We start from the raw sequence: 23,211 nt of genomic DNA, 5'->3' as shown, positions 1-23,211 counted from the left end.
AACATGAAACGGCACCATGCCACCTCCCGGAAGGCATGAAATACGCCGCCGGGAGATAGCACGGTGCCGATGGCCTGCCCCGCCATCACTGCCCATTGCGAGCGGTCCAGCCGCCTGCCTGCACACAGCCAGAGCCCATGAGCCATGTTCTCGCGGAAATCGCGATCATTCTCCTGCCCATTTTCGGGCTCATCGCAGTGGGCTATGGGGCCGCGCGCAGCGGGCTGATGAGCGAAAGAGCCTCCGACGGGCTGGCGGAATTCGTCTTCAATGTCGCTGTGCCGGTGCTCATCTTCAAGACGCTGAGTGACGCCCATTTGCCCGATGCCCAGCCCTGGGGCTACTGGATCGCCTATTTCAGCGGCGCCTTCTTCGTGTTTGCGCTGGCCATGCTGGCGGCGCGCAAGCTGTTTGGCCGCAACCATGATGAGGCGGTCATTCATGGTTTCACGGCCGGGCAGGCCAATACCGTTTTTGTAGGCGTTCCGCTCATTCTCAGCGCATATGGCGAAGCCGGAGCGGTGCCGCTTTTTCTGCTGCTGGCCATTCACCTGCCGGTGATGATGGTGGCCGCCACATTGCTGCTGGAAGGCGGGGCAAGCTTCGCCACATCGGCCACACGCCGCCGGCTGCTGAAGGCGCTGGCCTTCAATCCCATTCTTCTCGGCATTTATGCGGGGGGGCTGGCCCAGATGACCGGTGTCAGCGTTTCCGGGGTTCCACGCGACATGATCGACATGATCGCGGCCGCCGCCACGCCCTGCGCGCTGATCTCTCTGGGGCTTTCGCTCAAGCGTTATGGCATTGGCGGCGATCTGCGCCCGCCTTTGCTCATCAGCACGCTCAAACTGCTGGTGCATCCGCTGGCGGTGTTCCTGCTCACCCTGCTGTTGCCGATGCCGCCCGTGTGGGCCGGTGTAGCCGTGCTGTTCGCCGCCATGCCCAGTGGGGTAAATGGCTATCTGCTGGCCCAGCGCTATGGACTGGGTGTCCATATCGCGACCAGCGCCGTGTCCCTGTCCACTCTCTTGTCCGTCTTCACCATTGCGATCTGGCTATATGTGCTGGGCCTGTGAGCCCTTCAGACACGACGGTACGGCAAGGCCCAGCCGCTCATATATCTCCTGCGCCGATACACCCGCAGCGCGCAGAGCCCGCAGGCTGGTTGCCCCATGGCTTTTGGAAAGCTTGTGACCAGCCTCATCCAGAATGAGCCGGTGGTGGTGATAAACCGGCGACGGCAGCCCCAGCAGGCGTTGCAGCAGCACATGAACCACGCTCGCCGCTTTCAGATCCGCCCCACGAATGACATGAGTGACACCCTGAAGCGCATCATCCACCACAACGGAGAGATGGTAGGATGTCGGCGTATCGCGCCGCGCCAGCACGACATCCCCCCATGCATGCGCATCCATATGCTGCACAGCCGCCGGTGAACCGAGCGGATCATCGCCCTGCGTTTCCTGCCAGACCGGCGCTGCTCCCACCACCTCAAGCGCCGCCGCCATATCCAGACGCAGCACGAAAGCCTCTCCCGCCGCGCGCCGTTGCGCCCGCGCGACATCAGACAAGCTGGTTCGCGAAAAGGGATAAAGTGGTGCGCCATCCGGGTCCCGACGGGCCGGCACGCCGCGCGCCTCTTCCTGTGCGACAACCGCACGAGCGATTTCGCCCCGGCTTTCAAAGGTGGGGTAGATCAACCCCATCGCTTCCAGCCGATCCAGAACCGCAGCATAATCGGCGAAATGGGCAGATTGCCGGCGCGGTGGCTCTGCCGCTTGAAGCCCCAGCCAGGCCATATCTTCCAGAATAGCCCGCTCATATTCCGGGCGACAGCGTGCGGAATCGATATCTTCCAGCCGCAGCAGAAACCGCCCCCCGGCCCGCTCGGCCGTGCGCGCATTCAATATGGCCGAAAATGCATGGCCCAGATGCAGATACCCATTAGGGCTGGGCGCGAAACGACACACAAGCGTGCTCATGCCCGCACCCCTTTTGCGCACGGGGACGGACAAGGACAGCAGAACATCACTTCAGGGATGATCGTCATGGCGGGGATCAGGTGACGGGTGGAACCAGGTGGAGGGAAAGAAAGGCAACATAACATGAGAGGGCAAAAGCATGAGCCCTGCCAGGAGCATGGCCCATGCCCGCACCCCATCAAACTTCCCCTACGGAAATAAAAACAGCTTCTCGACCTGCATTTCACCGTCAGGCCATGGCCTGACGGTGCATTTCATGCCTAGAATGTGGGCTCTCCGGCAGCCTGAGATATTCGGCTGCTGTCTGTTCAGTGCGTTTACAAGCCCGGAGGAGCCTTGCTCATGCCCCTTCACGACGAAACGACGCCTGTTCTGGATGGTCCGCGCCTGCCGCCGCGTCATGGCGGCCCCGCAGACAGCCTTGTGGTGCTGCTGCATGGCTATGGCGCCGACGGACGGGACCTGATTGATCTGGGCGAAAGCTGGAGCGCCCATATGCCGGGTACAGCTTTCGTTTCCCCCCACGCGCCCCAGCCCTGTAGCGAAGCCCCGGTGGGCCGGCAGTGGTTTCCACTGGATGCGCTGGACCCACACGAACTCGCACGCGGAGTGGAGGCCGCCGCTCCCATGCTGGAAGCCTTTCTGGCCCAGGAGCTGGCCCGGCTGAACCTGCCCGCCGAACGCATGGCGCTGGTGGGCTTTAGCCAGGGTGCGATGATGGCGCTTCACGCCGGGCTGAATGCCGCCCGGCCGCCGGCGGCTATCATTTCCTATTCCGGCCTGTGGGCAGGCATTGCCCACCCACCTGCGGAAGCCTTCAGCGCGCCACCGCCGGTTCTGCTGGTGCATGGCGCACAGGATGAGGTGGTGCCCTCCGATGCGCTGTTTGCCTCCGCCAACGCCCTGACCAATGCCGGCGTGCCGGTGGAATGGCATATGTGCCCGGACCTGCCCCACGGCATAGATACGGCTGGAATCACACGCGGTGGCGATTTTCTCTCCGCCCTGCTCGGCCCCCAGACCTTCGGCGCGCCACCTCTTGGCGCTCATGGCACCGTGCACTGAAAACAAGATAAAGAAGACAGCTTCACAAGAATGACACGCGCCATGTAGAATATGGCCGCGCGGAAGCGCTGTAGCTGGCGTTTCCCGCGGCACTTTCATGCGTCCGAACTGCAATGCGTCCGTTCTGCACGGGGCGTATGGCGGGGGAGCAAAGCCCTTGAGCTGTGCAATAAAATCCGGCAGCTGGCCTGCCCTTGTGCTCAACGCTGACTATCGGCCTCTGAGCTACTATCCCTTGTCCGTCTGGTCCTGGCAGGATGCGGTCAAGGCGGTGTTTCTGGACCGGGTAAATATCGTCGAATATTACGATAAGGCGGTCCGAAGTCCTGGGTTCGAGTTTCGATTACCCAGCGTCATTTCCCTCCGAACTTTCGTGAAGCCCACCCGACAACCGGCCTTCACCCGCTTCAATGTCTTTTTGAGAGATCGCTTCTCCTGCCAATATTGTGGCTCCCGCGATGATCTCACCTTCGATCACCTCATTCCCCGCGCCCGGGGCGGGCAAACCACCTGGGAAAATGTCGTAACGGCCTGTTCGCCCTGTAATCTGCGCAAGGGCAGCGCCATGCCCGCCGATATCGACATGTGGCCGGCTCAGATGCCCTACCCCCCTTCCATTCAGGATCTTCACCAGAACGGGCGCCAGTTTCCGCCCAATTATCTGCATGAGAGCTGGCTGGATTATCTCTATTGGGATACCGAGCTGGAGCCCTGACCCGGCGCGAAATACCTTCAGCCCTTTCGGGGCCAGAGCGCGCCACAGCTTGCAACACCGCCAAGGCCCGCAGCGATCAGCACGTTCCAGCCCGCCATGGAAACGCCAAACAGCCGCCACGGCGCATCATCACAGCGCGGCACGCGTGCGCCCTTCAGCGCAGCCAGCACATCTGTCGTCATTTGCGGGACACCGCCGGCGCAACTGGCCGGTCCGGCCCAGAAGCCCCATTCCACCCCGGCATGATAGGCCGCCAGCCCCGCATTCGCGAACATGGCCAGAGCCAGCACGCCCAACAGCACCCGCCCCATCCGCACCCATGCGTGATGCTCCGTGCCAAAAACAAGCAGAACAAGGCTGAGAAGGGCCAGAGGCACGCCGGCATAATAGGCCATGCGCTGCTCCAGACATAACGGACAGGGCGCCAGCCCAATAACCAGCTGGAAATACCAGGCCGCCGCCAGCGCGAAGAGAGAGCCCAGCGCGAGAATCAGGGCGCTTGCAGCCGGCAGGGAAAAGGCCGAACGGGGATTTGAGCTCACGCAAACCTCTTCTGAACCGGTCCGTACAGGCGCAACAAACGCCTGCACCGGGCTCCCGAAATGTCATTCCGGGGTATCGCGCATCTGCCGGAATGTCCACCAGCTCAAGCACAAAGCCGCTTCAGCTCCGCCATGGCCTTCCCCACGCGGGCGCCAGTTTAGAGTCATTCTCATTCTACCAGAGAAAGATGGCGCACCCGAATGATTTCGGCTATAAGTCGCAAGTCGTGTTCGGAGGCATTCGCAACTAGAGCGCCTCCCGGACCGACAGACCTGATGGTAGCTCAAGCGGATTGCGGCCTGACATGAACGATATGACTCGAACCCGCTCCGCCTTCGGCATTCCCGTCACGCCGGGCGCTGAAGGCACTGAGGATCTCATGCTTCCAGTGGCACAGTTGCGTGACATTTCCGTGGCGCGGCGCACAGGATGCCCATTCCATGATGTGCGCGAAATGCTGCGCGAAGTGGGCCTGCGCCCCACGCGCCAGCGTCTCGCCCTCGGCTGGCTGCTTTTCGCCAAGGGCAACCGCCATGTGACCGCGGAAATCCTTCATGAGGAAGCCATCAAGGCACGCTTCCCGGTTTCTCTCGCCACCGTCTACAACACCTTGCATCAGTTCACGGAATCCAAACTGCTGCGCGAAGTGGCGGTGGATGGTTCCAAGACTTATTTTGATACCAACTCTTCAGATCACCACCATTTCTATCTCGAGGAGAAGAATGATCTGGTGGATATTCCGGCCCGTGAGGTAGAGCTGAGCCACCTGCCCGAGCCGCCCGAGGGTTATGAAATTGCCCGCGTGGATGTCGTGGTGCGGCTGCGCAAGGTCTCCCGAGTCTGATGGCCTGAGCCTTGCCAGGCTGAATATCACGGGCTGACAGGCATGTTTCTGTCACCCCGAATTGTCGCAAGCCCGGCAGGATTGCGGGCCTTGCGCTCTTTTTCCGGCTGCGGCACCATAAAGCTGAACAGATGGCGCGTGGGCTCCGTCGTCCAAAGGGGGCCAGCTTCTGACATGTCGCCCAGCACGTTCCCAGATCCGCGACAGGTTGCATCTCATGATGCACCAGGTGCCGGGAAACCGGGACCAGATGCACGGCGGCCCGTGCGCCAGCACATCTTCAGCCCTCTTGCCCTGGGCCTTTCAGCGCTGGGCGCGGCATTGCTGCTCATTGCACTCCTTCTCTGGACCCGGTACGGAACGACGGTTTTCTTCGATGTGATGAATGCCGGCCTTGCCACCTGCATGTAGTTTCGCCCTTCAGGGAAGGCCCGTGGCAGGCTGAGCTTTCCGCTCTGCGGCATCATCGTGCCGAACAGAGGAAGTGCCTGCCATGTCCACTCGCCCGCAGAAGCCATCCCGCCCGGCCAAACGCCCGGCTGCCCGGCCATCCACTTCTGCACGCAACCGCACCATTGCCCTGTTCGCGGCATTTGCGGCAGGCGCCGCCATTCTGGTGGCGGTGGTTTCCCTTCTTCTGCCTTCCGCACCACCGCAGGGCATCACATCCTCGGCCAGCGTGGGCGGCCCCTTCCGGCTGGTGGATCAGAACGGCGTGGTGGTGACAGAAGCCGATCTGAAGGGCAAACCCACCCTCATCTTCTTCGGCTTCACCCACTGCCCTGATGTCTGCCCCACCTCCCTGTTTGAAATGTCCGAGATTTTTGCCGCTCTCGGCCCGGATGCCGACAAGGTGCAATCCTTCTTCGTGAGCGTGGACCCGGAACGCGATACGCCGGAGGTGATGAACTCCTACCTCGCCAGCTTCGCCCCGCAATTGCGCGGCCTCAGCGGCACACCGGAAGAGGTGGAAAGCATCAAGCGGCTTTATCGTGTCTATGCCCGCAAGGTGCCGCTGGAAGATGGCGATTACACCATGGACCACACCGCCACCATCTATCTCATGGACAAGACCGGCAGTTTTGCCGGCCCCTTCAATGCCAAGCGCCCGCCGGAAGAGGCCGCGCAGGAGCTGCGACGCTATTTCTGAAGCGCCACCCCAAGGCCGGGCCTGCCGCGCCGGCGGGAAAGGCCGTGCTCGGTCTTCTTCCAGTAGAAAGGCCGCCAGACCAGATCCACCAGCGCATTGAAGGTGGCGACGGAAGCCAGCACCCAATAGACCGGAATGGTCATCACCACGCGCCAGCGCACGCTCTGCCCCCGTCGCCGCCAGCCCATCATCACAGCAAACGCCGCCCCCAGCGTCCCCACCAGCAAGGTGCAGTAGGAAAGCCCGGACACCACGACTTCCAGAGACGTTTCACAGGGCAGCCCCACCACCCCCTGGGACAGATCATACAGCAGCAGCAACAGAAAGAAGGGATGCGCCAGCGCGGCGGCAAAGGGCCCCACGGTCAGCAGCGCCAACACCAGTGTATCCCTCAGCCCCAGCTGCCGCACCAGCGCACCGGGCTGGCGGCCATGCACCAATATGGTCTGCGCCCAGCCCTTCATCCACCGGGTGCGCTGGCCCAGCCAGGCCCGCCATGTCAGCGGCGCTTCCTCGAAGGTTGAGGCAGCAATCACCCGCGTGCGCCAGCCGGCCCGCGCCAGACGAATGCCGAGATCCGCATCTTCCGTGACATTGAACGGGTCCCACGCGCCCACTTTCTCCAGCACATCCCGGCGGAAATGGTTGGAAGTGCCGCCCAGCAAAATGGGAAGCTCCAGCGCGTTCAGTAATGGCAGCAGCACATCGAACTGGGCCGCATATTCCGCTGCGAACTGGCCACTGATCCAGCTTTCATCGCCATTATCCACGCAAAGCCGGGCCTGAACACAGCCCACCTCCGGCTGCCCGCGAAAGGCCGCCAAGGCCCGGCGCAACTGATCCGGCTCCGGCAAATCCTCGGCGTCGAAAATGCAGACATAGGCGCCACGTGTGAAGGCCAGCGCCATATCCAGCGCCTTGGGCTTGGTGCGTGGGCCAATATCGGCAACCGCCACCTCCTCCATGCAGGCTGGCAGCGCCGTAGACGCAATAGCGGCGCGGGTGGCAGTATCATCTGCCTCCACCACCAGCTTGATGTCGAGCTTCTCGGGCGGATAATCCAGCGCGCCCAGCGCTTCCACAAGCTGTGGCACCACGGCGGCTTCACGGTAGAGCGGCACCAGAATGGAGTAGACCGGCAACGCGCGATCATCAGCCGCACCACGCTCCCCCGCCTCACAGCTCTCTTCAGACGGGTGGCGCGGCCATTCCGCGTCATAGAGGCAACCGGCCAGACGCAGGGTAATCCAGAACAGGAAAACCAGAGACAGAACGAATTGCAGAATGAGAAAGCCGGAGGTCACCGGCTGCCCCAGCATCAGGGGCACCAGAAGGGCCGCCAGCAAAGGCGTGGCGATGGCCAGCCCCAACATGGTGGTCACAAAAGGCTGGGAAAGCGTGCCGGCAGAGGCTTCAGGCTTTGTATCACGCAGATGAAAGGCCGCATCCCGTGTCAGAGCCCGGCTGGCGCGGGCCATCACCAGAGCGCGCAGATCGGCAGGCGCCAGAAGCCGAACGCGATGATGCAAGGTGGTATCGGCTTTCAGGGCGCGGGCCAGATGGCGCACCTCCCGCCCTTCTGCGGCCAGATTGAACCGCGTGCGCCCATCCGCCAGCATTTCCGGTACGGCACCCGTGCGTAACAGGGCCTTGAGCGTGGCAGCATCAGGAGGCAGATGCAGATGCTCCGGCTGCGCCAGTTCCAGCCCCAGATGATCGGCCAGACATTGCGCGGCCTGCCGAGGCGTGACATGCCCCTGCGCCACCAGAACCTGATCGCCCCCCACACCCAGATCGCGCGCGCGGCGCGCGGCGGCGGCCAGTACATCTGGCGAGAGAAGGCCACGAAAGGCTTCCAGCTCAACCGGGAGGCGCTCCGGCCCGGCATCCGGCCCGAAACCTCCTCCAGTCTGATCGCCCATATGATCGCCCTTGCTCCCCCGGCGGGCCTGCCCCACCATAGGCGCATCGCCCGCCCCTGCATGCGTGACGCCGGAACCCCTGCGAGCCTGATCCCTGTCGTTCATGAGCCCCCGAACATGCGCATCGACATGCCCCCACGATCCGCCCTCATGACACGCCGTCATCGCGCACGACACATGGTGGTGCGCGCCAGATGCGAACTCAATCACTGGCTGTTCTTTTCCCTCATAAGCAGCAGGCGTTTCACACTCCATTGGCCTGCGGTTGCAGTTTCAGGGGCGACACACAACCCTTGCGGGATGAAGCCTTCCCCAGAACGGGAACAGAAGCGGCGCAGGCCCGGCCGGAACTGGAACCGGCTTCTGGCGAGCCTGCTTTTTCTGCTTCTTCTGCCTGTGTTCGCCCATGCACAGACGGATGAACCGCCCGACCCCGGCACAAGAGCAAAGACAACGGCAGAGACAACGGCAGTATCTTGGCCCGCTGTGACCATTCCCAACTTCTGGAACATGGCCCGGCGGCAGGAGCGACCCGATTCCGCCCGCTTGCCACGCGAACTGCGCTTCGTGACAGCAGACGATTTTCCGCCCTTCAATTTCCGCGATGGCAAGGGGCGGGTCATCGGCTTCAACATTGATTTGGCTCACGCCATCTGCGCGGAACTGGCCCTGCCCTGCGCCATCCAGACCACGCCCTTCGACGCCATTATTCCAGAACTGGAAGAAGGCCGCGCTGATGCGGCCATGGCCGGCATTGCCGTAACGCCAGCCTCCCGGCAAATTCTGGATTTTTCAGAGCGCTATCTGGGCCTGCCGGCCCGTTTCATCGCCCGGAGGGATGATGCCGCCCTGCACCAGCAGGCCACGCCCGAATATCTGGCAACCCGACGCATTGGCGTGGTGAGCCGCACCGCACATGAAGCCTATCTGCGCTCTTTCTTCAACGAGGCGGCGATCCGGCCCTTCCCCGATCTGGCCAGCGCCCGCGCCGCACTGAAGGCCGGCGAGGTAGATCTTCTGTTTGCTGATGGCCCCACACTGGCCCTGTGGCTGAATGGTGCAGATTCGCAAGGCTGCTGCCAGTTTGTCGGCGGCCCCTTCACGGAAAGCCTGTTCTTCGGCGAAGGGCTGGCCGTGGCCGTGCGACAGGGGGATGCACCACTACGCGAAGCCATCAATTATGCCCTTCAACGTATTTGGCAGAAGGGTATCTATACGAATCTGTATCTGCGCTGGTTCCCGGTCAGCTTTTACTGATCCGGCATATCCGCATTTTTGCCTGCTGCCGCCAGAAGCTGCGCCATGGCGCGGATCTCCCCCTCTTTTTCTTCCAGCTGGCCGGTAAGAAGATGAAGCCAGTTGAAGCCGATATAGAGCTGGACCAGCATATCCACCGCCCCGGCCTGCACCTCCCCGCGCGCAGCCGCCCGGCTGAACAGGGTGTGCGCATCCTTCAGACGTCGGGGCATGAAGGTGTTTCGCAGCGAATCAAGCGCTGTCGCACTGGCCTGCGCTTCGGCAACCAGCGCGCGAAAAGTGCTGCCACAAGGGGTTTCCTGCCAGTAGCGCCACAGGGCGCAGGTATAGGTTTCCAGATCCTGCAACAGGCAGCCATGATCGGGCAGAAGCAGGCTGGAGCGCTTTTCCTGGCTGTAAATCTCAATGAAGAGATCCGCCTTGCTCGGCCACCAGCGATAGATGGTCGGCTTTCCGGCTCCGGCCCGTCGCGCCACTGCATCAATTGAAAAGCCGGCATAGCCCTTTTCGGCCAGCAGGCTGCGCCCGGCTTCCAGAATGGCGGCCTGCGTCTCCGGATTGCGCCGCGCACCAATGGAGGCGCGCCGGCAGCCCCCCTCTTCCGTCGGAGACGGCTGCGCTTCTGAAGCATGGACCTCAGGTGCTTCTTTCAAATCGGACACGTCTGGCTCTCCTTTGCGCTTGATATAATCGAAACGGATCGTTTATATCAAGAATAACGAAACGAACCGTTCCGTTATCAGGAATCGCCCATGCCCACATCCACATCCACTTCTACGTCCACCCCCACCGCCTCCTGCCCGCCGCCAGCATCCGCCCCACAGGAGGCCAGCGCAGCCGAAACGGCGCCCGGCCAGACGCCCCGCCGCCCTGTTCTGCGCATACCGCATATGTCGCATCTGCGATTTCTGGCGCTGATGATGGTGGGGGCCTATCTGCTCATCAACGCCATCTTGTATGTTCTGGCCCCGCTCACGGAAGGTTGGCCGATATGGCTCACCACGCTGGTGGCGGTGCCTTTCATGGTCATCGGAATGGTGCATGTGATCGCGCCATTCGCCGCGCCGAAGAAGCCCAAGGCCGCCCCTGCGCCCGAACATGCATCAAAGCCGTCATCCGCGCGTTGACGCCATGGCCGGACATTCCTAAGTTCTCGCTCCATTTCCGGAGCCTGACATGACAGAAACCTCGTCCGCCTCGGCCACGCCTGCCGAACTTGCCGCCGAACTGCGCCAGCTTGCCGAAACCGCCGGCGCGTGGCCCTTCGAGGAAGCGCGCAAGATCGTGGAGCGGCTGAAGCGCAAACCCAAGGACGAGGTTTTGTTCGAAACCGGCTATGGCCCCTCCGGCCTGCCGCATATCGGCACCTTCGGCGAAGTGGCGCGCACCACCATGGTGCGCCATGCCTTTCGTGTGCTGACCGAAGACAAGATCAAGACCCGCCTGCTGTGCTTCTCCGATGATATGGACGGCATGCGCAAGGTGCCGGAGAATGTGCCGGATGTGGAGGCGCTGAAGCCCTATCTCCAGCTGCCCCTCACCAAGGTGCCCAACCCCTTTGGCGGGGATTATGAGAGCTTCGGGCATCACAATAATGCGATGCTGCGCCGCTTCCTTGATACATTCGGCTTCGATTACGAATTCGCCAGCGCAAGCGACTATTACCACTCCGGCAAGCTGGACGCGGTGCTGCTGAAGGCCGCCGAGAAGTATGATGACATCATGGCCATCATGCTGCCCACGCTGGGTGAGGAGCGCCAGGCCACCTACAGCCCCTTCCTGCCCATTTCCCCCACTTCCGGGCGCATTCTCTATGTGCAGCTCAAGGCGGTGGATGCTGAGGCCGGCACCATCACCTTCACCGATGAGGATGGGGTGGACAAGACCATTCCCGTCACCGGCGGGCATGTGAAGTTGCAATGGAAGCCGGATTTCGGCGCACGCTGGGCCGCGCTGGATGTTGATTTCGAGATGTTCGGCAAGGACCACCAGACCAACGCGCCGATCTATGACCGGATCTGCAATGTTCTGGGTGGCGTTGCGCCGGAGCATTTTGTCTATGAGCTGTTTCTGGATCAGAACGGCCAGAAGATCTCCAAGTCCAAGGGCAACGGCCTCACCATTGATGAATGGCTGACCTATGCCAGCCCGGAGAGTCTGGCCCTCTATATGTTCCAGTCTCCGCGCTCGGCGAAGAAGCTGCATTTCGATGTCATCCCGAAGGCGGTGGACGAATATTTCAACTTCCTCTCCCGCTATGAAACGCAGGACTGGAAGCTGCGGCTCAACAATCCGGTGTGGCACATCCATGCGGGCAACCCGCCCAAGCTGGATATGCCGGTATCCTTCACCATGCTGCTCAATCTCGCCTCGGCCTCCAATACCGAGGAGAAGGAAACGCTGTGGGGCTTCCTGCGCCGTCATGTGCCGGGTATCTCGCCTGAAACCCACCCCAAGCTGGATGAGCTGGTGGGCTATGCGGTGCGCTATTTCCAGGATTTCGTGAAGCCGGGCAAGGTGTTCCGCACGCCCGACGAGGTCGAGCGCGATGCCCTGCAAAAGCTGAACGCCGCCCTTGCCGCCCTGCCGGAAAACGCCAGCGCGGAAGACATCCAGACCGCGCTTTACGATGTGGCCCGCCCCATTGAGCGCTATCAGGATTTCAAGGCCAAGAACGCCACACCGGAACGGCCGGGCGTTTCGGTGCAGTGGTTCAATACGCTGTATCAGGTACTTCTGGGCTTGCAGAAGGGGCCGCGATTCGGCTCATTCGTGGAGATTTACGGCGTGCCGGAAACCCGCGCCCTCATCTCCCAGGCGCTTGATGGCACCTTGCAGTAAGCCGGAAGCCCTGGCCTAAAAACCATATGAAGAAAAGCACGTTCCCGGCCGGCGCTTTGCCGGCCGGTTGCGTATGGCATCAGGCCGTCATGATATAATCGCGCAGTTCCGCATGCTGACGCTCCATCTCCTCCAGACGATACTTCACCACGTCACCGATGGAGATGATGCCCACGAGCCGCGTGCCGGAAACCACCGGCACATGACGGAAGCGCCCGCGCGTCATCCGCTCCATGATGGTGGTGATGTTTTCATCCGGGGTGCAGGTCACGACGGCATGGGTCATCACCGTATCCAGCTTTGCTTCCAGCGCTTTGGTTTCATGGCGTGAGAGCAGACGCACAATGTCGCGCTCGGAAATGATGCCCACCACGGCTTGCGCGTCATCCACAATGACAACGGCGCCAATACGGTTTTCCGTCAGGCAGGCGACAGCCTCCGCCACCGTGGCATCCGGCTTCATGGCGACGATATCGCTGCCCTTGTTCTTGAGAATGATGCTGACAGTCATAGGCCATGGCTCCCTTCTTCCGCCTTCCCGGTTGATCCGGTGTTATCCAGGCGGCCCGTTTCCGAAGTGAAATGATCCACACAAGCGGCCTCTCGCACAAGAGCGCAACTCGCACTTGCAGAAAGAAATCGAAACGAGAAAGAAAGTTCCCTCCCGGAACGGGAGGTGCCCAGCCCCTCAGCAGAGCGGACGCCTTACCCTGCCCGACCAGCGCGCACCGGATCAAACAGGTCAAACAACAGCAAGCCGGCCAGGAACCCGCCAATATGGGCTTGCCAGGCCACTTCGGCCCCTTCTGTCCCCGGCAGGGAAATACCTAGCCCCAGCAACAGGTTGAAGCCTACCCACAGGCCCACGAACACCAGCACGCGCCGGTCTCGCAGCCCCTCCCCCAAGGTATGGGCGGTATTCTGCTCGGATGGCGGGCCGGACCAGCGTGGTGAGAGCGCGCCCCCCGGAGCGAAAGCAAAGCGCACCGCAGCCGCCATGACACCTGAAATGGCGCCGGATGCCCCCACCAGCGGTACGCCGCCTTCCGGGTAGCTGAGATAATGCGCCCCCGCTCCGGCAACCGCAGTCACCGCGCAAAACAGGATGAAGCGTGTGGCACCAAACCGCCGGGCGACCGGAGTGCCGAAGGCCACGAACCACACCAGATTGAAGCCCAGATGCATCCAGCTGCCATGCAGCAGCGCATAAGTCACCGGCGTCCACAGGCGCGGACCCAGCCCGGTGGCCGCAAAAAACTCTGCTTCCGGCAGGCCATAGCGGCGCGGAATGAAGGCGAGCTGGAGCAACACCTCAAAATCCACCGCATCACTCAGCAGCAGAACCCGGATGGCATGGATAGCGACAAGCAGCCCGGACAGCGCAACCACACAGGTGGGCGCATTGAAAACGGGCTGGCGCGCAGGGGCGGGCCTGTAGGGCGGAAGCTGAGACACCCCCTGTCCATAAGAAGGCCGACGCATCCGGGCAAGGAAAAAAGGCAAGGCCATCGCCAGCGCGCCAGACCTGTCACCGCTATGCCCGCTTCCGGCCCAATATCTTAACGGATATTAAGGTTAACAAGAGGTTGACGAAGCAATTGCGGCCAATCTCGGGCATTATCATTTCATTAACCGAAGGTGCGGTGCCCATGACAAAGCGCTTCTTCCAGACCCTGACGATGATCCTGCTGCTTGCGACAGCCGGGCCGTTCGTCTCGTTCCCGTTCGGCATGGCCTCCCAGGCTGTGGCGCAGGAGTTGCGGTTTGCCAATCTCTCGGCCAGCTTTGCGCCGCGCCATCTGCCGGATAGCGGATACACATCCGCGCCGAAGGGCTTCGTGCGCTTCTGCGCCGGACACCCGGAAGATTGTCGTGCGCCGGAAAGAACCGTACGAGCCGTGCGTCTCGGCGCGCTTCAGCGCCAGCAGCTCAACCAGATCAACCTCCAGTACAATGCCGCTATCGCCCCCGTGACCGATATGGAACAGCATGGCCAGACGGAGCACTGGTCCTATGCGGAGACCGGACAGGGTGACTGTGAGGATTATGTACTGGAAAAGCGCCGCGCCCTCATCGAAATGGGCTGGCCGGCCTCGGTTCTGCTCATCACCGTGGTGCGCGACCATAATGGCGACGGCCATGCCGTGCTGACCGTGGTAACCGACAAGGGCGACCTGATCCTCGACAATCAGGAAAATGCCATTCTGCCCTGGAAGGAAACCGGCTACCGCTATGTGAAGCGTCAGTCTTATGAAAACCCGAATACATGGGTTTTTCTAGGTGAAACCATGGTGCCGACAGTGGTGGGCGGTCGTCGCTGAAGCTGACATGACGAGCCGGGGACTATCGGCGTCCGGGCGCAGGCCTGCGGACGCCGATAGATTTCAGCTGGGCAGCGCCTATTTGCGAGCCACCTTTTCATGACGCTGCCGGGCCAGCATGTTCAGCCCTTCAATGGCGGCGGAAAAGCCCATGGCAGCATAAACATAGCCCTTCGGCACATGGGCACCAAAACCATCCGCGATCAGCGTCATGCCAATCATGATGAGGAAGCCCAGCGCCAGCATCACTACGGTGGGGTTGGCCTCAATGAATTTGGCCAATGGGTCCGCCGCCAGCAACATGCAGGACACAGCCACGATAACCGCAATAATCATGATCGGAATATGCTCCGTCATGCCCACAGCGGTGATGATGCTGTCAATCGAGAAGACCAGATCCAGCAACAGGATCTGCACAATGGCAGCAGTGAAGCCGATGGAGACGGCAGCCGGCGCATCAAACAGATCATCATCGGGGTGCGGGTCCACATTGTGATGGATTTCCTTGGTGGCCTTCCACACCAGGAACAGACCGCCCGCGATGAGAATGAGATCGCGCCAGGAAAATCCATGGCCGAACAGCGTGAAGATCGGCGTCGTGAGCGTGACGATGATGGCCACCGTGCCCAGCAGGGCCAGACGCAGAATGAGGGCCAGGCTGATGCCGATGCGCCGCGCTTTCTGCCGATATTGCTGCGGCAGCTTGTTGGTGAGGATGGAGATGAAGATCAGATTGTCCACCCCCAGCACCACTTCCATGGCGATCAGGGTGACGAGAGCGACCCACGCGGCGGGGTCAACAGCAAGGTGCAGCAGATAATCCATTCCGGAAAACTTTCACTGACAAGGCAGGCCATGCACAGCCCCCCTGCGCCAACGGATGCTTGCAGCAGCCAAAACGCAACCGGGCTGGACATGCGGAACATCAGGGTGATGGAACGCAAAGACAGCCTCCGTGTGACAGGCCGGGCAGATCATCTGCCGCCGGCCGACACAGGAGCATGAGACACAACACAATGGAGCAAAGGGCGCGGGAGCAAGGGGCGCACGATACGAAAGCGCGATGCGGGCCGCGCCGCTCACTTTCCGCCAGAGGGCGGATCTGCCCCACCGGACTCCGCAGGGCCGGCGCGGGCAAGGGGCGCAAGCGACAGGAAAGACCACGACAGGAAAGACCACGACAGGAAAGGCCACGGCGTGCAGAACCGCAACATGCGCGACCGGGCGGAAGATACTTCTCCCCCCTGCACGAACATGTAGCGATAACAGACGGAAAAAACCGAACTCGCGCGCTGGCTCAAGCGCAAGACAGACATGACGGACCCGATCCCGGAAGCCCTCTCGTCCGCGCTGCCAGGCATATACCCAGACAGCAGCGAAACACGGGAGCTTGCTTGCAGATGATGCGATGATCCGACATCACGCGGGCCATGGCCGAGCCGGAAGGCGCTGCACCACGGTCCGCGCCAGAGGGGCCCGGATCGGTGCCCATAAGGTAAAGCAACTTCCGCGCAGACCAAGCCTCCCTGATCCGCGACAAATCGTCACGCCAACGCGTGTGAAATCATTTTCGAAAGCGTCACGCGTGGCGCGGCCAGACATCGCCGGAAGCATCCGCGCAGATGCACCAGAACCCATTGCCGGCAACGCAACATACCGGAATATCAGGATAAAGCGTCGATCAAAAAAGGAGGGAGGAGAGCGGGGGGCGATGCCCTCCTCCCTCGGCCCGGTCATTCCGCAGGTTGCGGACCACGGAATGACCGAACGGTTCGGTCGACGTTTTTTGACATAGCGCAAGGCATCGGATAGGGCAAGAGAGAACTAAACGGTTCGGTCACTTTGGTGCGCATTCCCCCATTCGGTGCGGCCTCCCGGCCACAGGCGTCCCGGTCCGGGGCAAAACAGGCCTGCTGGCGGCGCAAACACACACCGCCCAGCCGCACAAAGCCGTGTAGAGACCCGCCCAGATGCAGATCTGGCTTGAAGACGCTGGAACAGCAGGGAATATGGCAGAGAAAATGACACGCCATACTCGCCAGCCGCACCCCATATGCTCTTTGGCATTGGGAAATGAAGGAGGAGAGATGCCTTGAAAACACACATGCCCGGCTCACCCGCCTCCTCCGCGAACCTGCACACTCCAGGCGTTGAAGCCTGCGGCCCCCTTCAGGACCACAGCTCCGGGGCCGGGCAGGACCCGGAAAAGCGTCGTCGCATTCTGGCCGGTGCGCGCAGTGTGTTTCTGGAGCGCGGGTTTGATGCCGCCAGCATGGGCGATATCGCCCGTGTCGCCGGCGTCTCCAAGGGCACGCTCTATGTCTATTTCCGCGACAAGGAAGATCTCTTCGCATCCCTTGTCGCGGGGGATTGCACCGCCACCACCGCACGCCTGTTTGAACTGGACACCGAGGAGCCGGATGTCGAAAGGGTTCTGCACCGGCTCGGCATGTCTTTCGTCAGCGCCATGATCCGCGAAGACAATATCGCCATCCTGCGTATGGTGATTGCAGTTGGCAGCAAGTTCCCGGAAATCAGTCAGCGCTTCTTTGAAGCCGGCCCTTGTACCGGCAATCGCCGCCTTGCAACCTACCTTCGCGAAAAGGTAGACCTTGGCCTGTTGGAGATTGAGGATATCGAGCTGGCGACTGCGCAATTTTTTGCCCTCTGCAAGGGCAATATCACACTACCCATGCTTCTGGGCAGTGAACCTGCCCTGGGCCCGGTCGATATCAAGCGGGTTGTCGATGGGGCGGTGCGCTTGTTCATGAACACATATGCCGCCAGACGCTGAACTGCCCCCTCCATATGCGCGGCTGCGCCACCCAACCGATGAACCGGCCGGAAAGGCACCATGACCGTCACCATCTATGGCATCAAAGCCTGCGACACCATGAAGAAAGCCCGCACATGGCTGGACACGCACGGCGTCAGCTACAGCTTTCACGATTACAAGAAGGACGGCCTCTTGCGCCCGGTGCTGGAGGGGTGGGCGCAGCAACTGGGCTGGAGCGTGCTGCTGAACCGCGCCGGCACCACATTTCGCAAGCTGCCCGAAGCCGACAAGAGCGAGCTGGACGCAGACAAGGCGATTGCGCTGATGCTGGAACACACATCCCTCATCAAACGCCCGGTTCTGGATCTGAACGGCCAGCTTCTGGTGGGCTTCAAGCCCGAAGCCTATGAGGCTGCATTCGCCACACCACGAGCCTGATGAACCGCTCTGCGCAAAGGACATTTGTGCATTGCGACGCGTGCCTGTATCCATTCGCCAGTCTGGAGCGCATCCAGTCTGGCCGCACGTGGCGCAAGCGCACACAAACGGCCCGCATCATACCGGGCAAGCCGGGCGCAAGCCCTCTAATGTGACTGAGGATTGATGGGCCGTCTCGATCGCTACATCTTCTCCACTGCGGCCATAGCCTTTCTTGGCGTGGTGGTGGTGCTTGCCGGCATGATCTGGTCTACCCAGGCGCTGCGCCAGCTCGATCTGGTAACCAGCCAGGGGCAGACGATTCTTGCCTTCGTGGCCATTACCGGGCTCACCATGCCCACTCTGGTGCAGGTCATCTCGCCGGCGGCGCTGTTCATCGCCACAGCCTATACGTTGCTGAAGCTGAATGGCGACAGTGAGATCGTGGTGATGGCCTCAGCCGGCATGAGCCCGTGGCGGGTGATCCGGCCGCTGATTCTTCTGGCTGTTCTGGTCTCCGTCTTCTGCGGAGCTCTGGCGATTGAGGTGGTGCCCAATTCACTGCGCATGTTCCGTGAGCAGGTGACGCGGGTGCGGGCGGATGTGGTGTCTTTTGTGGCCCAGCCCGGCCGGTTCATCCAGCTCTCCGAAGGGCTCGTGTTTCATGTGCGTGAACGCGATTCCAATGGCGTGATGAGCGGCATTCTCATCAATGACGGGCGCGATGACAGCGCCATCACCACCTATATCGCCGACCGCGGCCATATTGTGGACAGCAAGGCCGGCACATTTCTGGTGCTGGAAGATGGCTCCATTCACCGCCGGGGCGCGAAGGACAATGGCACCTCCGTGGTGGAATTCCGCCGTTATGCCTTTGATCTGTCCAGCCTCACCCCTGAAAGCCAGGGCGAGCTGCACCTGCCGGCGGAGCGCTCCTTTGTCTATGTGCTGAACCCGCCTGATGATGATTTCTTCAAGCTGGTTCAACCCGGCCGGTTCCGGGAGGAATTGCACAAGCGCCTTTCGGCCGGGCTTTATCCCCTGGCCTTCTTCGCCATTGCCGCAGCGGCACTGGCCCGCCCCCGCACCACCCGGCAGAGCCGCGGCTTCGCCCTCATGGCCATCATCCCCGCCATGGGCATCCTCCAGATCGGCAATTTTGCCCTGATCGGCCAGTTGCGCACGCAGGACATCGCCGCGCCTCTCATCTACGCCCTGCCCGTCATCACCATTCTCCTGTGCGCCATGGTGCTACAGGGCTGGTTGCGCCCGCGCGCACCGGCATGGATGATGCGCACCGCCGAAGCGCTGCGCCAGCGCTTTACCCGTCCTTCCGCACAGCGCCCGTCATGAGCGCGCGCGAACAGCAGTTGAGCTCATGATCGGACGAATCCTCGGCTTCTATTTCGCGCGGCGCTTCACCTGGGCGGTAGCGCTGATTTTCTTCTCCTGCGTCAGCCTCATCATGCTGGTGGATTTTCTGGAGATGGCGCGCCGCACGGCCGACCGCGAGAATGTGACCACGACCATGCTGGCTCTGGTCACCATTTATCGCACACCGGCCTTTACCGAGCAGCTCCTCCCCTTCGCAGTGCTGTTTGGGGCCATGGCCACCTTTGTGATGCTGTCCCGCAATCTGGAACTGGTGGTGGCGCGGGCCGTGGGCCTGTCCGTCTGGCAGTTCATTGCGCCGGCCATCATCGTGGCGTTCCTCATCGGCGTGTTCGCCACCACGGTGTTCAATCCCCTCTCGGCGGACTTCAAGGAACGCGCGAATCAGCTTGAGAGCGAGATTTTCGGCACATCCGGCTCTTTCCTGTCGGATGCGCGAAATGAGTTCTGGATTCGCCAGCAGAGCATTGACGGGCAAGCCATCATCCAGGCCACCGCATCCCAGGATGATGGACGCCAACTTTCCAATGTTGTGGTTTACGAATTCGACCAGAAGGATCGGCTGACGGCGCGGATCGACGCCAAAAGCGCCCGCCTTCTCGATGGCGTCTGGGAACTCACAGATGCCCGTGTTCTGGCTCCCGGCCAGGATCTGCAACGCTTTGAGACCTTCCTCATCACCACCAATCTCGACCCGGAGCGTATACAGGAATCGCTGATGGCGCCCGAAACTGTACCCTTCTGGCAACTGCCCGCAGCTATCCACAGCGCGGAACAGACCGGTTTCGGTGCAGAACGCTACAGGTTGCAGCTGCAAAGCCTTCTGGCGCGCCCCTTTCTGCTGGTTGCCATGGTGTTGATCGCAGCTGTGGTCGGGCTGCGTGTTTTCCGCTTCGGTGGGGTGGGACAAACGATTCTCGGTGGCGTGCTGGCGGGCTTTCTGCTTTATGTTGGCACGAAGCTCGCTGAAGACCTTGGCGAAGCGGGCATTGTTCATCCTGTTGCGGCGGCGTGGTTTCCCGCCACCGTTGGGATTATCGTGGGGGTTCTAGTTCTGTTGCACCGGGAGGACGGATGACGGCCATGCCGCGCCCCATCGCAGGGACAGAAACACAAACTCGCAGCTGCAAGGCTGACGGGAAGGGCATTGCTATGTCGTCTTCCATCGTGGCTGAAAAAGCCAGGCATCCATCCCGGCGCCTGCGCCTGTTGCTGACGACAGCAGCCACTGTTTCCACGCTCCTGCTGGCACAGACAGCCCTGACCGCGCCTGCGCTGGCCCAAAGCGGCATGGCCGCGAACGGCCTCAGCAGCCGCCAGGTTGACCCCAATGCGCGCATGCTCGTGCGGGCCGACCAGCTGGAATATGATTCCAAGCGCGAGACCGTCTCTGCCGTCGGCAATGTCGAAATTTATTATGACGGCGCAACGCTTCAGGCCAATCGCGTGGAGTTGGAGCGCTCCACCAACCGCGTGCGCGCCATCGGCAATGTGCACCTGAAGGACCGTGACGGGAAGGTTGTCACCTCTGAAAATCTGGACCTGACGCAGGATTTCCGCGAAGGCTTCATTGATTCCCTGCGCCTCGACACGCCGGACAACACCCATTTCGCCGCTGCCCGCGCCGACCGCACGGAAGGCAATGTCACCATCTTCCAGAATGGTGTCTACACGGCCTGCGAACCCTGTAAGGAAAACCCGGAAAAGCCCCCGCTCTGGCAAATCAAGGCAAAGCGGATCATCCACGATCAAGAAGAGCGGATGATCTATTACGAGAACGCCAAGCTGGAGTTCTTCGGGCTGCCGATTGCCTATCTCCCGTTCATGTCCACGCCAGACCCGACGGTGAAGCGCAAGACCGGCTTCCTGTTCCCGCAATTCTTCGGCTCCAGCCAGATCGGCTATGGCGCAGGTATTCCCTTCTTCTGGAATATTGCCCCTGATCGCGACATCACGCTGACCCCGTCCTATATCTCGAAGCAGGGCTTCCTGATGCAGGGCGAGTGGCGGCAGCGGCTGATCAATGGCAGCTACTCCATCCGGGCCTCTGGCATCATCCAGCAGGACAAGGATCAGTTCCTTTCCGGCGGTGTGACCCCGCTGCCGGGCTATCGCGACCAGCGCGGCGCGATCGAGACCTCCGGCTCCTTCATGCTGAATCCGTTCTGGAATTTCGGCTGGGACGCCACGCTGGTCTCGGATCGCACCTATCTGCGCGATTACAGCCTTGCGCCGACGGGTGATTTGACCCGCACTTCCACCATTTATCTGACAGGCCAGCGCGACCAGTCCTATTTCGATCTGCGCGGCCTGTACTTCCTCGGCATGACGGTGACCGACAATGAAAAGCTTCTGCCTTTCGTCGGCACGCTGAATTATGATCGGGATTTCAGCAATTCATTGTGGGGTGGGCTCACCAACCTCAATGTGAATGTCACCTCGCTGACGCGGGACAAGGCCAATTTCGTCGGCATGTGGGAGAAGGACGCCTATAAAGGTGCCACGGGCATTCCCACCGGCACCTGTATGCTGACGAACCCGAATCCCGAAGAATGTCTGCTGCGCGGCATTCCGGGGGATTACACCCGCGCCTCTGCTGAACTGGCGTGGAAGAAGACGGTTACAGATGACGCCGGCCAGATGTGGACCCCGTTCGTTTCGGCGCGGGTCGATGTGGCTGCGATGAATGTCGAATCCCTGCCCTACAGCTATCAGTATGGCCCGACCTTCAATGGCCAGAACCCGATGCAGTCCGGCAGCGACAGCCTCGTCCGCGCCATGCCGGTGGTGGGTCTGGATTATCAGTACCCCTTCATCTCGGTGGAGGAATGGGGCGTGCAGACCCTCATTCCGCGCGCCCAGATGGTCGTCCGCCCCGACGAGACCGATATTGGCCGCTTCCCGAACGAGGATGCCCAGAGTCTGGTGTTTGACGACACCAACCTGTTCGAAGTGAACAAATATTCGGGCTATGACCGCGTCGAGGGTGGCGGACGCCTCAATCTTGGCCTCACCTATAATGCCGCGCTCAACAATGGCGGCAAGGTCAGTGCGCTGGTGGGCCAGTCCTACCATCTGTTTGGCAAGAATTCCTTCGCCAATGGCGACATGGCCAATACCGGCCTTGAGTCCGGCCTGGAAACGGACGCCTCCGATTATGTGGCGCGCGTGGCCTTTTCCCCCACGCGGGATCTGGACCTTGTGACCCGCTTCCGCTTCGACAATGAAAATTTCGAGCTGCGGCGTTTCGAGCTTCAAGGTCGCGCCAAGGTTGATCGGCTGAATCTGACGGCCACCTATGGCCGCTATGATGCCCAGCCCCTGCTCGGCTATTTTGATCGCCGCGAAGGTGTCTACACAACAGCCACTTACAAGCTGACAGACACATGGTCCCTGCGCGGTGCGCTGCGCTACAATCTGGTGGAATCCGGCGTGGATTACTCGCTGATTGGGCTGCGTTACCTGGATGACTGCTTCACTCTGGGCCTCAACTTCGTGTCCGACTATTCTCTGGATGGCCCGGATGGGAAGCGCGTGGACAAGGTGATGGTCACCATCGGCCTGCGCACGCTGGGTGAAGGTGGCTTCTCCACTTCCGTAGGCGGCAGCGACTGAGCCTTCTGCGAAATATCTGGCGATGCATGCGCAAGGGGTGGAACCACGGTTTCGCCCCTTGTACATTCAGGGGTGTGAATAAGCAGGATAATGGGTGCAACGCGCCGGTTTCCGCCAACCATAAGAACCGCACCGCGCAAACAGGCTGAAAGCCGCGCACTATGGCGGCAGACTTGCGCGCAGACCTGCGCCAAGCCTTACAATGCTCAATGTGGGTCACCACATCCATCAAAAGTCCGAAGGCCCCATGCCCGGCCCCACAAAGGCCACGCATGGGAGAAGCCGCGTGCATGTACGCTGCGCAATATGGGTGCGGCCTGAATATCGGCACATGCTGCGTGCGCCTTGTTACACTTCTCGTCTTGTCTGAA

The 23,211-nt window shown here is 61.4% G+C and carries 22 protein-coding genes; 14 read left to right on the top strand and 8 right to left on the bottom strand.

Annotated features, from left to right (window positions below):
• Nucleotides 1-137: 137 nt before the first annotated feature.
• Entirely contained in the window at nt 138-1,076 is a 939-nt protein-coding gene (locus tag ACT6QH_RS14080; RefSeq protein WP_444975458.1) for an AEC family transporter, read from the top strand.
• On the opposite strand, the gene gluQRS is transcribed toward ACT6QH_RS14080, so the two are convergent.
• Nucleotides 1,056-1,982, bottom strand: coding sequence for a tRNA glutamyl-Q(34) synthetase GluQRS (gene gluQRS, locus ACT6QH_RS14075; RefSeq protein WP_444975457.1), 927 nt, complete (start codon nt 1,980-1,982; stop codon nt 1,056-1,058). The genes ACT6QH_RS14080 and gluQRS overlap by 21 nt on opposite strands.
• A gap of 342 nt (nt 1,983-2,324) precedes the next feature.
• On the opposite strand from gluQRS, the gene ACT6QH_RS14070 reads away from it, so the two are divergent.
• Both ACT6QH_RS14070 and ACT6QH_RS14065 read left to right on the top strand, forming a co-directional pair.
• Nucleotides 2,325-3,047 (top strand): alpha/beta hydrolase, encoded by a 723-nt coding sequence (locus ACT6QH_RS14070; RefSeq protein WP_444975456.1) that lies wholly within the window; start codon nt 2,325-2,327, stop codon nt 3,045-3,047.
• Between the two features lie 157 nt (nt 3,048-3,204).
• Nucleotides 3,205-3,762 (top strand): HNH endonuclease, encoded by a 558-nt coding sequence (locus tag ACT6QH_RS14065; protein WP_444975455.1) that lies wholly within the window; start codon nt 3,205-3,207, stop codon nt 3,760-3,762.
• Between the two features lie 17 nt (nt 3,763-3,779).
• Here the strand turns inward: ACT6QH_RS14065 and ACT6QH_RS14060 are convergent, their stop codons facing one another.
• The gene (locus tag ACT6QH_RS14060; protein WP_444975454.1) at nt 3,780-4,304 is read right to left on the bottom strand and encodes a disulfide bond formation protein B; all 525 of its coding nucleotides are present in this window, start codon (nt 4,302-4,304) and stop codon (nt 3,780-3,782) included.
• 380 nt (nt 4,305-4,684) lie between these two features.
• On the opposite strand from ACT6QH_RS14060, the gene irrA reads away from it, so the two are divergent.
• Together irrA and ACT6QH_RS14050 are read left to right on the top strand one after the other, a co-directional pair.
• A complete protein-coding gene (gene irrA / locus ACT6QH_RS14055; RefSeq protein ID WP_444975559.1) occupies nt 4,685-5,149 on the top strand; it encodes an iron response transcriptional regulator IrrA in 465 nt (154 codons plus the stop codon).
• Between the two features lie 493 nt (nt 5,150-5,642).
• Nucleotides 5,643-6,299 carry an SCO family protein gene (locus ACT6QH_RS14050; protein WP_444975453.1) on the top strand — a complete coding sequence of 219 codons (657 nt, stop codon included), beginning with the start codon at nt 5,643-5,645 and terminating at the stop codon, nt 6,297-6,299.
• Here ACT6QH_RS14050 and ACT6QH_RS14045 read toward each other — a convergent pair.
• Nucleotides 6,290-8,326 (bottom strand): glycosyltransferase, encoded by a 2,037-nt coding sequence (locus tag ACT6QH_RS14045; RefSeq protein WP_444975452.1) that lies wholly within the window; start codon nt 8,324-8,326, stop codon nt 6,290-6,292. The genes ACT6QH_RS14050 and ACT6QH_RS14045 overlap by 10 nt on opposite strands.
• A gap of 381 nt (nt 8,327-8,707) precedes the next feature.
• Between ACT6QH_RS14045 and ACT6QH_RS14040 the strand changes: the two genes are divergently transcribed.
• Entirely contained in the window at nt 8,708-9,478 is a 771-nt protein-coding gene (locus ACT6QH_RS14040; protein ID WP_444975451.1) for a transporter substrate-binding domain-containing protein, read from the top strand.
• Here ACT6QH_RS14040 and ACT6QH_RS14035 read toward each other — a convergent pair.
• A complete protein-coding gene (locus ACT6QH_RS14035) occupies nt 9,472-10,140 on the bottom strand; it encodes a TetR/AcrR family transcriptional regulator (protein WP_444975450.1) in 669 nt (222 codons plus the stop codon). The two genes, ACT6QH_RS14040 and ACT6QH_RS14035, sit on opposite strands and share 7 nt — an antisense overlap.
• Nucleotides 10,141-10,217: 77 nt before the next feature.
• Complete coding sequence (locus ACT6QH_RS14030) at nt 10,218-10,361, bottom strand: hypothetical protein (protein WP_444975449.1); 144 nt, start codon at nt 10,359-10,361, stop codon at nt 10,218-10,220.
• A gap of 7 nt (nt 10,362-10,368) precedes the next feature.
• Here ACT6QH_RS14030 and ACT6QH_RS14025 point away from each other — a divergent pair, with 7 nt between their 5' ends.
• Both ACT6QH_RS14025 and ACT6QH_RS14020 read left to right on the top strand, forming a co-directional pair.
• Nucleotides 10,369-10,605 (top strand): hypothetical protein, encoded by a 237-nt coding sequence (locus ACT6QH_RS14025; RefSeq protein ID WP_444975448.1) that lies wholly within the window; start codon nt 10,369-10,371, stop codon nt 10,603-10,605.
• Between the two features lie 49 nt (nt 10,606-10,654).
• Entirely contained in the window at nt 10,655-12,319 is a 1,665-nt protein-coding gene (locus ACT6QH_RS14020) for a lysine--tRNA ligase (RefSeq protein WP_444975447.1), read from the top strand.
• 79 nt (nt 12,320-12,398) lie between these two features.
• Here the strand turns inward: ACT6QH_RS14020 and ACT6QH_RS14015 are convergent, their stop codons facing one another.
• Nucleotides 12,399-12,830, bottom strand: a complete 432-nt coding sequence (locus tag ACT6QH_RS14015) for a CBS domain-containing protein (RefSeq protein ID WP_444975446.1) — start codon at nt 12,828-12,830, stop codon at nt 12,399-12,401.
• Between the two features lie 194 nt (nt 12,831-13,024).
• Nucleotides 13,025-13,774 (bottom strand): rhomboid family intramembrane serine protease, encoded by a 750-nt coding sequence (locus ACT6QH_RS14010; protein ID WP_444975445.1) that lies wholly within the window; start codon nt 13,772-13,774, stop codon nt 13,025-13,027.
• A 194-nt stretch (nt 13,775-13,968) separates the two neighbouring features.
• Between ACT6QH_RS14010 and ACT6QH_RS14005 the strand changes: the two genes are divergently transcribed.
• Nucleotides 13,969-14,640: a transglutaminase-like cysteine peptidase gene (locus ACT6QH_RS14005; protein WP_444975444.1), complete on the top strand. Its 672-nt coding sequence runs from the start codon at nt 13,969-13,971 to the stop codon at nt 14,638-14,640.
• 78 nt (nt 14,641-14,718) lie between these two features.
• On the opposite strand, the gene ACT6QH_RS14000 is transcribed toward ACT6QH_RS14005, so the two are convergent.
• Nucleotides 14,719-15,465 carry a TerC family protein gene (locus tag ACT6QH_RS14000; protein WP_444975443.1) on the bottom strand — a complete coding sequence of 249 codons (747 nt, stop codon included), beginning with the start codon at nt 15,463-15,465 and terminating at the stop codon, nt 14,719-14,721.
• A gap of 1,267 nt (nt 15,466-16,732) precedes the next feature.
• Here ACT6QH_RS14000 and ACT6QH_RS13995 point away from each other — a divergent pair.
• The 5 genes from ACT6QH_RS13995 to ACT6QH_RS13975 all read left to right on the top strand — a co-directional run bounded on the left by ACT6QH_RS13995 (nt 16,733) and on the right by ACT6QH_RS13975 (nt 22,840).
• Nucleotides 16,733-17,434, top strand: coding sequence for a TetR/AcrR family transcriptional regulator (locus ACT6QH_RS13995; RefSeq protein WP_444975442.1), 702 nt, complete (start codon nt 16,733-16,735; stop codon nt 17,432-17,434).
• A 60-nt stretch (nt 17,435-17,494) separates the two neighbouring features.
• Nucleotides 17,495-17,854: an ArsC family reductase gene (locus ACT6QH_RS13990; protein WP_444975441.1), complete on the top strand. Its 360-nt coding sequence runs from the start codon at nt 17,495-17,497 to the stop codon at nt 17,852-17,854.
• Between the two features lie 165 nt (nt 17,855-18,019).
• Nucleotides 18,020-19,186 carry an LPS export ABC transporter permease LptF gene (gene lptF / locus ACT6QH_RS13985; RefSeq protein ID WP_444975440.1) on the top strand — a complete coding sequence of 389 codons (1,167 nt, stop codon included), beginning with the start codon at nt 18,020-18,022 and terminating at the stop codon, nt 19,184-19,186.
• Nucleotides 19,187-19,211: 25 nt separating this feature from the next.
• The gene (gene lptG / locus ACT6QH_RS13980; protein ID WP_444975439.1) at nt 19,212-20,303 is read left to right on the top strand and encodes an LPS export ABC transporter permease LptG; all 1,092 of its coding nucleotides are present in this window, start codon (nt 19,212-19,214) and stop codon (nt 20,301-20,303) included.
• Between the two features lie 74 nt (nt 20,304-20,377).
• Complete coding sequence (locus tag ACT6QH_RS13975; protein WP_444975438.1) at nt 20,378-22,840, top strand: LPS-assembly protein LptD; 2,463 nt, start codon at nt 20,378-20,380, stop codon at nt 22,838-22,840.
• The last annotated feature ends 371 nt before the right edge of the window (nt 22,841-23,211 follow it).

Source organism: Haloleucobacter albus (assembly GCF_052492075.1).
Note: the sequence above shows the minus strand (reverse complement) of the source record. Positions and strands in the feature narration are given on the sequence as shown.

Bases quoted from the DNA above. Each gene is read 5' to 3' on its own strand.
- ACT6QH_RS14080 (WP_444975458.1), top strand. From the start codon at position 138: ATGAGCCATGTTCTCGCGGAAATCGCGATCATTCTCCTGCCCATTTTC.
- ACT6QH_RS14020 (WP_444975447.1), top strand. From the start codon at position 10,655: ATGACAGAAACCTCGTCCGCCTCGGCCACGCCTGCCGAACTTGCCGCC.
- ACT6QH_RS14045 (WP_444975452.1), bottom strand. From the start codon at position 8,326: ATGAACGACAGGGATCAGGCTCGCAGGGGTTCCGGCGTCACGCATGCA.
- ACT6QH_RS14015 (WP_444975446.1), bottom strand. From the start codon at position 12,830: ATGACTGTCAGCATCATTCTCAAGAACAAGGGCAGCGATATCGTCGCC.
- ACT6QH_RS14030 (WP_444975449.1), bottom strand. From the start codon at position 10,361: ATGCGCAGAACAGGGCGGCGGGGCGTCTGGCCGGGCGCCGTTTCGGCT.
- ACT6QH_RS14005 (WP_444975444.1), top strand. From the start codon at position 13,969: ATGACAAAGCGCTTCTTCCAGACCCTGACGATGATCCTGCTGCTTGCG.
- ACT6QH_RS13975 (WP_444975438.1), top strand. From the start codon at position 20,378: ATGTCGTCTTCCATCGTGGCTGAAAAAGCCAGGCATCCATCCCGGCGC.
- ACT6QH_RS14050 (WP_444975453.1), top strand. From the start codon at position 5,643: ATGTCCACTCGCCCGCAGAAGCCATCCCGCCCGGCCAAACGCCCGGCT.
- ACT6QH_RS14025 (WP_444975448.1), top strand. From the start codon at position 10,369: ATGTCGCATCTGCGATTTCTGGCGCTGATGATGGTGGGGGCCTATCTG.
- ACT6QH_RS13990 (WP_444975441.1), top strand. From the start codon at position 17,495: ATGACCGTCACCATCTATGGCATCAAAGCCTGCGACACCATGAAGAAA.
- lptF (WP_444975440.1), top strand. From the start codon at position 18,020: ATGGGCCGTCTCGATCGCTACATCTTCTCCACTGCGGCCATAGCCTTT.
- gluQRS (WP_444975457.1), bottom strand. From the start codon at position 1,982: ATGAGCACGCTTGTGTGTCGTTTCGCGCCCAGCCCTAATGGGTATCTG.
- ACT6QH_RS14000 (WP_444975443.1), bottom strand. From the start codon at position 15,465: ATGGATTATCTGCTGCACCTTGCTGTTGACCCCGCCGCGTGGGTCGCT.
- ACT6QH_RS14070 (WP_444975456.1), top strand. From the start codon at position 2,325: ATGCCCCTTCACGACGAAACGACGCCTGTTCTGGATGGTCCGCGCCTG.
- lptG (WP_444975439.1), top strand. From the start codon at position 19,212: ATGATCGGACGAATCCTCGGCTTCTATTTCGCGCGGCGCTTCACCTGG.
- irrA (WP_444975559.1), top strand. From the start codon at position 4,685: ATGCTTCCAGTGGCACAGTTGCGTGACATTTCCGTGGCGCGGCGCACA.